Origin of the sequence: Chryseobacterium sp. 'Rf worker isolate 10' (assembly GCF_050753305.1) — a bacterium.
Classification (GTDB): Bacteria; Bacteroidota; Bacteroidia; order Flavobacteriales; family Weeksellaceae; genus Chryseobacterium.
In genome coordinates this window covers 47,369-56,764 of the sequence record NZ_JBOZOF010000006.1, presented here as the reverse complement: position 1 = coordinate 56,764, position 9,396 = coordinate 47,369, and the positions used below count along the sequence as shown (strand labels likewise).

Annotated in this window: 11 protein-coding genes; 9 read left to right on the top strand and 2 right to left on the bottom strand. The window is 39.0% G+C overall.

From position 1 onward, the window contains the following. Positions 1 to 215: 215 nt before the first annotated feature. Both LKL37_RS21285 and pruA read right to left on the bottom strand, forming a co-directional pair. On the bottom strand, positions 216 to 437 hold the full coding sequence (locus tag LKL37_RS21285; RefSeq protein ID WP_431612411.1) for a cytochrome C551: 222 nt from the start codon (positions 435 to 437) through the stop codon (positions 216 to 218). 294 nt (positions 438 to 731) lie between these two features. After that, on the bottom strand, positions 732 to 2,357 hold the full coding sequence (gene pruA, locus LKL37_RS21280) for an L-glutamate gamma-semialdehyde dehydrogenase (protein WP_431612410.1): 1,626 nt from the start codon (positions 2,355 to 2,357) through the stop codon (positions 732 to 734). 407 nt (positions 2,358 to 2,764) lie between these two features. On the opposite strand from pruA, the gene LKL37_RS21275 reads away from it, so the two are divergent. From LKL37_RS21275 to LKL37_RS21235, 9 genes are all read left to right on the top strand, one after another. Continuing rightward, positions 2,765 to 3,130, top strand: coding sequence for a hypothetical protein (locus LKL37_RS21275; protein ID WP_431612409.1), 366 nt, complete (start codon positions 2,765 to 2,767; stop codon positions 3,128 to 3,130). A gap of 154 nt (positions 3,131 to 3,284) precedes the next feature. Further along, the gene (gene ureA / locus LKL37_RS21270) at positions 3,285 to 3,587 is read left to right on the top strand and encodes an urease subunit gamma (protein WP_065398656.1); all 303 of its coding nucleotides are present in this window, start codon (positions 3,285 to 3,287) and stop codon (positions 3,585 to 3,587) included. 12 nt (positions 3,588 to 3,599) lie between these two features. Next, positions 3,600 to 3,968 carry an urease subunit beta gene (ureB, locus tag LKL37_RS21265; RefSeq protein ID WP_431612408.1) on the top strand — a complete coding sequence of 123 codons (369 nt, stop codon included), beginning with the start codon at positions 3,600 to 3,602 and terminating at the stop codon, positions 3,966 to 3,968. Between the two features lies 1 nt (position 3,969). Beyond that, entirely contained in the window at positions 3,970 to 5,691 is a 1,722-nt protein-coding gene (ureC, locus tag LKL37_RS21260) for an urease subunit alpha (RefSeq protein WP_431612407.1), read from the top strand. Between the two features lie 110 nt (positions 5,692 to 5,801). Then, positions 5,802 to 6,449, top strand: coding sequence for a hypothetical protein (locus LKL37_RS21255; protein ID WP_431612406.1), 648 nt, complete (start codon positions 5,802 to 5,804; stop codon positions 6,447 to 6,449). Beyond that, complete coding sequence (ureE, locus tag LKL37_RS21250; protein ID WP_431612405.1) at positions 6,439 to 6,948, top strand: urease accessory protein UreE; 510 nt, start codon at positions 6,439 to 6,441, stop codon at positions 6,946 to 6,948. Before LKL37_RS21255 ends, ureE begins: the two co-directional genes overlap by 11 nt. A gap of 1 nt (position 6,949) precedes the next feature. Then, complete coding sequence (locus LKL37_RS21245; RefSeq protein ID WP_431612404.1) at positions 6,950 to 7,639, top strand: urease accessory protein UreF; 690 nt, start codon at positions 6,950 to 6,952, stop codon at positions 7,637 to 7,639. A 202-nt stretch (positions 7,640 to 7,841) separates the two neighbouring features. Further along, positions 7,842 to 8,480, top strand: coding sequence for an urease accessory protein UreG (gene ureG / locus LKL37_RS21240; protein WP_047094673.1), 639 nt, complete (start codon positions 7,842 to 7,844; stop codon positions 8,478 to 8,480). After that, positions 8,481 to 9,269 carry an urease accessory protein UreD gene (locus LKL37_RS21235; RefSeq protein ID WP_431612403.1) on the top strand — a complete coding sequence of 263 codons (789 nt, stop codon included), beginning with the start codon at positions 8,481 to 8,483 and terminating at the stop codon, positions 9,267 to 9,269. Positions 9,270 to 9,396: the final 127 nt, after the last annotated feature.

The window sequence follows — 9,396 nt, the reverse complement described above, 5'->3', positions numbered from 1 at the left end:
TGTTGCTTTAAATGTCTGGATTCAATAATTCAATAGGGCTGGGCTTTAGCCCGCCTTTAAAATAATATATAATCATCGGCTTTAGCCAAAACCTAAGATAAGAGTCTTTTCAAGCCAAAACTTCATTATAGATCCAACATTTGTGGCTATCTAATAAAAAATCTGCAGAGCTTTCATCTGCAGATTTCCATTTTTAGATTGAATGTTTATAATTACTATTTGGCAGGAGGTTTCACCACAGAATCCTTTTTGATCTTGATACTGTCAGGATTCGTCATCTTGGTAGCCATGGTATCAGTAGTTGTAGGCGTTACGCTTTTTCGCGCATTGTCTACCTTTGCTGAATCCCTGCTGCTTGTTGACATGGTCGATTCTTTGGTTCCACAGCTCACTGCAAATATTCCTATTCCAACGACTGCTAGCAATAACTTTTTCATACTATTTTTATTTTGGGGTGTTATGTATAAAAAATCAACAATTATTCCTAACAGGGTAAAGGAAGTCGTAAAGTATAGGTAAAATTTGTTAAAAGATGTTAGGTGGCAGGTAGCAGGGATTAGGGTGGGAGAGTTTGGGAGTTAGAGTGGATAAAATAGCCTTTCTAATTATCCGTAGCCTTATATTTTAAACCTCATATCCGCGTCTCGTACCCGAAATTCATCCCACAAAAAAGCCCCGAAACCGAAATTCCGAGGCTGTTAAATCATTTATCAATGATCATTTATCTTTTATTATCCTAGGTATGGATATTTGTAGTTTTTTGGAGAAACAAACGTTTCTTTTACGCTTCTTACGGACGTCCATCTTAGAAGATTCATTTTAGAACCTGCTTTATCGTTGGTTCCTGAAGCTCTACCACCACCGAAAGGCTGTTGACCTACTACGGCACCAGTTGGCTTATCATTGATGTAGAAGTTACCAGATGCATTTTCCAAAGCTTTGTAAGCTTCATTGATAGCATAACGGTCTTGTGAGAATACAGAACCAGTCAATGAATATGGAGAAGATGAATCTACTAATTTAAGGGTCTCTTTCCAGTCTTGATCTTCATACACAAATACAGAAAGGATTGGGCCAAAGATTTCTTCTACCATACTTTCGTATTGAGGATTCGTAGTTTCAATTACTGTTGGGTGTACAAACCATCCTTTAGAATCATCCACTTTTCCTCCGATTGCTACAGTAGCTTCACCGGAAGCATTTGCTCTGTCGATATATCCTTTACATTTCTCGAAAGAATTTTTGTCGATTACAGCATTTACGAAATTAGAAGTATCTTCAGGAGAACCTACTTTAATGGTGCTCATCTGAGCTTCCATTACTTTTTTCACATCAGCCCAAAGAGACTTTGGTACATAAGCTCTTGAAGCCGCAGAACATTTCTGTCCCTGATATTCGAAAGCACCTCTTACCAATGCAGTCGCTACAGCTTCTACGTTAGCAGACGGGTGAGCGATTACAAAGTCTTTACCACCTGTTTCTCCAACAATTCTTGGATATGTTCTGTAGTTATGGATATTATCACCGACCATTTTCCACATTCCCTGGAATACTTTTGTAGACCCTGTAAAGTGAAGACCTGCAAAATCACGGTGAGCCAATACTTTTTCAGCTGTTTCTTTTCCATCTGTAAAGATCATGTTGATAACCCCTGCAGGAAGACCCGCTTCTGTCAATACATCCATGATTACTTTTGCAGAATATACCTGCTTGTCAGAAGGCTTCCAAACCACTACGTTTCCTAGCATCGCCATACAAGTTGGAAGGTTACCGGAAATAGCAGTAAAGTTGAATGGAGTTACCGCAAAGCAGAATCCTTCTAATGGTCTGTACTCAACACGGTTCCAGATTCCGTTGTCAGAAACTGGCTGTTCAGAATACATTTCTGTCATGAACTCTACATTGAATCTTAAGAAGTCGATGAACTCACACGCTGCGTCAATTTCAGCCTGGTGTACATTTTTAGACTGCCCGATCATTGTTGCAGCGTTGATTACATCTCTGTAAGGACCAGCCAAAAGATCAGCTGCCTTTAAGAAAATTGCTGCACGCTGTTCCCAGCCTAGTTCATTCCATTCATTTTTAGCTGCCAATGCCGCATTGATAGCGTCATCCACATGCTGCATACCACCTTGATAGTAAAATCCGAAATCATGTGCATGATCCTGTGGAGACTGAAGCTGTACTTTTGTATCAGTTTTTACTTCTTTTCCGTTGATGATCATTGGGATTTCTACCTTTTCAGCCCACATTTTCTTATAAGTGTCGATAAGGCTTTTAACTTCCGGAGATCCCGGTTCGTATGAATTTACCGGCTCGTTTACCGCTAATGGTACTTGCGAAATTGCTTTTGACATATTACGTTTTATTATTTTATTAAATTTAAATAAGATGCGTATACAAATTTACAATAATTATAAAGAAAGAAAAAATACCGCCCGTTTTTGACAGATAAACTCTAAAATAGACCAGCTAATAATATATCAACTTATTTTGACTGTAAACTTTGTGAAATGTTAACATATTTGGTCTTTTTTTTAGGTTTGAGAAAAAAATACGCTGATTTGCTATAATTATAGGAAATGGGACAATAAAATATTTGTCATACTTTAAAAATAGCTATTAACCACTGTAAATAAGGGATTTGTAGTGTAATGTTAAAATTGTATAAATTCACATTTGTTGCGATTTTGAACATTTTAAATAATTTTTTTGATAGCCGGGGACTGAGGATTGTTCTAATTTTACACCATTATTAACAGGTATGAAAAAAAGAGTCTTATTTTTCTCTTTTGTGATATTTTTCTCAGCGTTGTGTGCAGGTCTTTTTGCACATAAAGGGAAAACTCAACCATACTCTGATATCCTTTCAAAAATTCATCTTCTTCAGCAGAAATCTGATCAGCAGACTCAACCTGAAATGTACAGCTTTTCAGATGTACAGGATGTACAGGATTCCAATGACTGGGAGAAAGTGAAATTTGATTACTCAATACTTGCACAGCAGTGGTTATACTATTTCTTTGCAGGCTATACTTACAATACACAGGTTGCGGCCATTCAAAGCCGTACTTATATTACCGCGCCAAGATACATTCTGTATCATTGCTTGCAGATAGCTGGCTGCTAATCTCTTTTTAACATTTTAATGATCTGTCATGGTTTGTATTCTCGTTAATACAGATCCGTAAGAATCATTCCCATTTTACATTTTTGAACATGTCTATTTGCCTTTATGGAGAGGTGGACCAGATAATGTTTGTCCAATTTTAAATAAAAATATTATGCATTTAACACCGAGAGAAACGGAAAAGCTTATGCTGTTTCTGGCAGGCGAACTCGCTCTGAAAAGAAAAGCAAGAGGCCTAAAATTAAACTATCCTGAATCAATAGCACTCATCAGTCATTTTTTGCTTGAAGGCGCAAGAGACGGGAAAAAGGTAGCTGAACTGATGCAGGAAGGTGCTAATCTTCTTACTAAAGAGGATGTAATGCCTGGCGTGGCAGACATGATCCACGATGTTCAAATAGAAGCAACTTTCCCGGATGGGACGAAGTTGGTAACCGTACACAACCCAATCCGTTAATACCTACTGATTATGATACCAGGAGAAATTTTTGTAAAAGAAGGTACAATTATCTGCAATGAAGGCAGAGAAACTGTAAAAATAAAAGTAACAAACACCGGAGACCGCCCTATTCAGGTAGGTTCACACTTCCATTTTTTTGAAGTTAATAAAGCAATGAGCTTTGACCGCGAAAAAGCTTTCGGAAAGAGACTGAATATTGTAGCAAGTACTGCAGTACGTTTCGAACCGGGAGAAGAAAAAGAAGTGGAACTGGTAGAAATAGGAGGAGCCAAAAAAGCAATGGGCTTCAACAACCTTGTTGACGGACAGGTAGATTCTGAAGAACAGAAAAAAGCAAGCCTTGCAAAAGTTGAAGAATTAAACTTTAAAAATCACTAAGATGAGCTTACACGTAGACAGAAAACAATACGCCAATATATTGGGGCCTACAGCCGGAGATAAAATCAGACTGGGAGACACCGAAATTATTATTGAAATTGAAAAAGATTTCACTCATTACGGAGACGAAGCCGTTTTCGGAGGAGGAAAAACCGTACGTGATGGTATGGGACAGAATGTTACCGCTAAAAGAGACGAAGGTGTTCTGGATCTTTGTATCACAGGAGCCGTAATCATTGATCACTGGGGAATTGTAAAAGGAGATATAGGAATCAAAGACGGCAAGATTGTAGGAATCGGAAAAGCAGGGAATCCTGATACAATGGATGGGGTAACGCCTAATATGATCATTGGTGCTTCAACGGAGGTTCACGGAGGAAAAGGCTATATCGTAACTGCCGGAGGAATTGATACCCACATTCACTATATCTGTCCTCAGCAGATTGAAACATCGCTTTACAGTGGAATTACAACAATGATCGGAGGAGGTACAGGTCCTAATGACGGGACCAATGCTACAACGGTTACGCCGGGGAGATTCAACATGCAGAAAATGCTTGAAGCTGCAGAAGAATATCCTATGAACCTTGGTTTCTTTGGAAAAGGAAACTGCTCGGCAGAAGAACCTATCGAAGAACAGGTGGAAGCAGGTGCTTTGGGAGTAAAAATTCATGAAGACTGGGGAGCAACTCCCGCAACGATTGATGCTGCGCTGAAAGTAGCTGATAAATATGATGTTCAGGTGGCCATCCACACCGATACTCTGAATGAAGGAGGATTCCTGGAAGATACAATGAGAGCGATCAACGGAAGAGTAATTCACACCTTCCACACAGAAGGAGCAGGCGGAGGCCACGCACCAGATATTATTAAAGCAGCAATGTATCCAAACGTGTTGCCAGCATCTACCAACCCTACACGCCCTTACACGGTCAATACAATCGATGAGCATTTAGATATGCTGATGGTTTGCCACCACCTGAGCAAAAACATCCCTGAAGATGTAGCGTTCGCAGATTCGCGTATCCGTCCTGAAACCATTGCAGCAGAAGATATCCTTCATGATATGGGAGTTTTCAGTATCATGAGTTCAGATTCTCAGGCGATGGGAAGACCAGGAGAAGTGATCACCAGAACATGGCAGACAGCAAGTAAAATGAAGGAGCAGAGAGGTGATCTCACTGAAGATAAAGATACTGGAAACGATAACTACCGTGCAAAAAGATATGTGGCTAAATATACCATCAATCCAGCTATTGCACACGGTATTTCAGAATATGTAGGATCTATTGAAGAAGGAAAATTAGCGGATTTGGTGATTTGGAAACCTGCATTATTCGGAGTAAAACCGGAAATGATTGTAAAAGGAGGATTTGTAATTGCTGCTAAAATGGGAGATCCTAATGCATCTATCCCAACGCCTCAGCCTGTTATTTACAGAAATATGTTCGGAGCTCACGGAAAAGCGAAGTTTGGTACTTGTGCGAATTTTGTTTCTCAGATCTCTATAGACAACGGAACAATTGCTTCTTACAAACTGGAAAAAATGATTCTTCCGGTGAAAAACTGCAGAAATATTGGTAAAAAAGACCTTATCCATAATGATAAGACTCCTTTAATTGAAGTGAATCCTGAAAATTACAAAGTAACGGTAGATGGTGAATACATCACTTGTGAACCAGCGGAAACCCTTCCTTTAACACAGCTTTATTACTTGTTCTAAGGATAAACTTAAGCAATAATGAATACAAACCTTATAGGTTTTTGAAACCTATAAGGTTTAATCAAAGCTTATTCAATACAATTTAAAACAATTATAGAACTAAGTATAGAATGAAATATTTAAATAAAGCAGTTTTTTCTCTTGTCATGGCCGGTATCTCAATGCTTTCAGGAAATCTGAGTGCTCAATTTCTGGGCGGGCACAGGCTGAAAAGTGATGAAGATGGGCCAAAAGGGCAGTTTATGGTGTATGGTTCATTAGATTATTCTAAAATTACAACACCGTCAAGCAGCAGCAGTACCGTTTCCAGCGCACCGCTTGGAGTAGGGTATTTCATTAATAATAATGATCTTGTCGGAGTCAATTATGCTTATTCGCAGAATACGGTTGACCATAACGTGGTTTATAAACAAAATGAAGCCGGTATCTGGTACAGCCCTTCAGTAATGCTTGGGAAATACTTTGTATTGATTGGCCAGGTGGATGCTCACTATGTTTGGGGGCAGCAGCTTTCAACAGCAGCAGATGCCATGCAGAATTTTAACGGATTCCGTCTTCGTGCCTATCCTTTGATCGGGATATTACTAGGAGGAGGCTGGGCGCTGAAATTCAAATTTGCAGAGCTATCCATGCTTCAGACCAAAACAAAAGAAGAAGGCTGGACAAAAAGCTATGTAGCAGGAATCAGTGGTTCCACTTTCGGGGTAGGTATCTCCAAAAACTTAGACTTCAGAAAAAAATCTAAAAATGATAATTAATCAAATCATAGGCAATCTCGCTGAAAATCCTTCGGAGAAAACCATAGACTATCTTGATCTGGAATGGTTTGAAACCACCAAAAGAATCCAGCGTAAAAAGACCAGACAGGGAACTGATGTTGCCATCAAATTTCTCAGAGAAGGGCAGCGTTTGCGTGAAGGAGATATTCTTTTTGAGGATGCAGAAAAAATAATTGCGGTAAATGTTCTGGAAACAGAAGCTATCGTGATGTCACCCGCTTCACTGTTGGAAATGGGTACTGTATGTTATGAGATCGGAAACAAACATATTCCGCTTTTCATTCAGAATGATAAAGTATTGCTCCCTTTCGAAATGCCGATGTTCAGATGGCTGGAAGCAAGCGGTTTCAAACCGGAAAAACAATCTGTGAAACTGCTGAATCTTCTTAAATCTAATGTAGAGCCTCACGGACATGGAAGTCTGGGATCAACAATCTTTACAAAAATCTTAAAAATGGCCGCCCCAAAAGATGAATAATATGAACATTAACTTCCTGTCGGGACTGCTTCATCTTGCAGATCCTACACTTCCTATCGGAGGATATACCCATTCCAACGGACTTGAAACATATGTTCAGGAAAGAATTGTACATAATCTGGCAACTGCAAAAGAATTTGTGCAGAATATGCTTCAGTACAATCTTAAATTCAATGATGGTGCTTTTGTAAAACTGGCTTATAAAGCAGCCGAAAAAGGAGACTTAGAGGCATTGATACTTCTTGATAATGAATGTAATGCGATAAAATGTCCGAAAGAAATCCGCCAGGCCAGCCAGAAACTGGGGCTCAGACTGATCAAAATCTTCAAAAGAAGAGACAGTTTCCCTTTTATGGAAGCTTTTGAAAAGGCAGTTCAGAATAAAGAAGCCAATTCTCATTACTGTATCGTATTCGGAGTGTATGCTTATCTAATGAAAATTCCTTTGTATGAAGCTCTTTTAGGGTTCTATTATACTTCGGTTGCCGGAATGATCACGAATGCAGTAAAGCTGGTTCCTCTTGGGCAGCTGGATGGACAGGATATTCTATTCTCACTCTATCCCGTAATGGAAAAAACAGTATGGGAAACCATGGAACTGGACAGAGATATGGTGGGGCTTTGTAATACTGCCTTTGATATTAGATGTATGCAGCATGAAAGACTCTATTCAAGACTTTATATGTCATAAAAAATAAAAATAAAAGACAAAAGGGAGGAAAGGCAAAATGATAAAAGAAGATTGGAAAAGCTAAGGAAGTAAAGAAGCGTAAGACTCAATGAATATGAATGCTTATTAGCCGAATGAAATGCCTTTGCATCCCTTACATTATTCTCAGTTAATAAAAAAACAACGCCCATCGCGTTTAAAAAATCAATTAAAATTTAAAAAAATGGAAAATAGAAAGTATATAAAAGTAGGAGTAGCAGGACCTGTAGGTTCCGGGAAAACGGCATTACTGGAACGGTTAAGCAGAAAATTATTTGGAACCTATGATCTTGGAGTAATTACTAATGATATTTATACCAAAGAAGATGCTGAATTTATGGCAAAAAACAGCCTTCTTCCCCACGACAGAATTATCGGGGTAGAAACAGGAGGATGCCCTCACACCGCTATTCGTGAAGATGCAAGTATGAACCTTGAAGCAGTAGATGAGCTGGCAGCCCGTTTCCCGGAGATCGAACTGGTTCTTATCGAAAGTGGAGGAGATAATCTTTCTGCGACATTCAGTCCGGACCTTGCAGATGTTACCATTTTCATCATCGACGTAGCAGAAGGAGAAAAAATTCCTAGAAAAGGAGGTCCCGGTATTACAAGGTCAGATTTATTGATCATCAATAAAATTGACCTTGCTCCTTACGTTGGAGCCAGCCTTGAAGTAATGGAAAATGATGCCAGAAGAATGAGAAAAGGAAATCCTTTCGTGTTCACAAACCTTAAAACAGATGAAGGACTGGATAAAGTAATAGGTTGGATTAAAAAATATGCCCTTCTGGAAGAGATTGAAGAACCGAACTTAGTAAGATAAATGGATAGTCGTTTAAATATAATTGCAGGATTCAAGGGAGGAGAATCCTATGTGAAAGACCTTTATGTCTCGCTTCCTTTCAGAGTAGTTTCTGTAGGACAGCGGAAAAGTGACAAAAAGCTCTATCAGATGGTGATGAGCTCCTCTCCGGGAATTCTGGATGGAGACCATTACCATTTGGATGTTACCCTCGAAAAAGGATCTGCCCTTCAGCTGCAGTCACAATCTTATCAGAGGCTTTTCAATATGAAAGATAAAGCGCTTCAGGAGCTGAATGTCTCTATGGAAGACGAAACTTCTTTCGCCTATGTTCCTCATCCTATAGTTCCCCATGAAGATTCCAATTTTAAGAGCAAAGCGAATATTCATATCGGGAAAAACAGTCAGATCATCATCAGTGAGATCATTACCTGCGGGCGAAAACATTATGGCGAGGTTTTTAAATTAAAACGTTTTCAGAATGTGATGGAAATCTATCATAACAACAAACTAGTTGTGAAAGATAACGTTCTGATTCAGCCTGACATGATTCCGATCAGCAGCATTGGAAACCTGGAGCAGTATACCCATCAGGGAACCCTGATTTTCTACAGTACAAAGGAAAATGTAGACAAAAACGGATTGATAGAAGAGATCGTTGAGGCTGCAACGCAACATCATGAAGAAATAGAAGTAGGAGTTTCTGCCATGGAAGACAATGGTTTTGTAGTAAGAGCTTTGGGGCATGGAGGAGAAATGATGTACAATTTCTTCCTGCATATTCAGGAAATCCTTTGGTCTTTAGAATAAAAATTAAAATGATTCTTTATTTAAGTTACAGAGAAAATATTCAATAGAGGCGGGCTTTAGCCCGCAATACTAAAAGATACGCTTCCATTGGCTTTAGCCAAAACTTAATAGAGAACAACAATAGATA

Coding starts and splice junctions, on each gene's coding strand:
- ureG (WP_047094673.1), top strand. CDS start 7,842: ATGGAAAATAGAAAGTATATAAAAGTAGGAGTAGCAGGACCTGTAGGT.
- ureE (WP_431612405.1), top strand. CDS start 6,439: ATGATAATTAATCAAATCATAGGCAATCTCGCTGAAAATCCTTCGGAG.
- LKL37_RS21235 (WP_431612403.1), top strand. CDS start 8,481: ATGGATAGTCGTTTAAATATAATTGCAGGATTCAAGGGAGGAGAATCC.
- LKL37_RS21245 (WP_431612404.1), top strand. CDS start 6,950: ATGAACATTAACTTCCTGTCGGGACTGCTTCATCTTGCAGATCCTACA.
- pruA (WP_431612410.1), bottom strand. CDS start 2,357: ATGTCAAAAGCAATTTCGCAAGTACCATTAGCGGTAAACGAGCCGGTA.
- LKL37_RS21275 (WP_431612409.1), top strand. CDS start 2,765: ATGAAAAAAAGAGTCTTATTTTTCTCTTTTGTGATATTTTTCTCAGCG.
- ureC (WP_431612407.1), top strand. CDS start 3,970: ATGAGCTTACACGTAGACAGAAAACAATACGCCAATATATTGGGGCCT.
- LKL37_RS21255 (WP_431612406.1), top strand. CDS start 5,802: ATGAAATATTTAAATAAAGCAGTTTTTTCTCTTGTCATGGCCGGTATC.
- ureB (WP_431612408.1), top strand. CDS start 3,600: ATGATACCAGGAGAAATTTTTGTAAAAGAAGGTACAATTATCTGCAAT.
- LKL37_RS21285 (WP_431612411.1), bottom strand. CDS start 437: ATGAAAAAGTTATTGCTAGCAGTCGTTGGAATAGGAATATTTGCAGTG.
- ureA (WP_065398656.1), top strand. CDS start 3,285: ATGCATTTAACACCGAGAGAAACGGAAAAGCTTATGCTGTTTCTGGCA.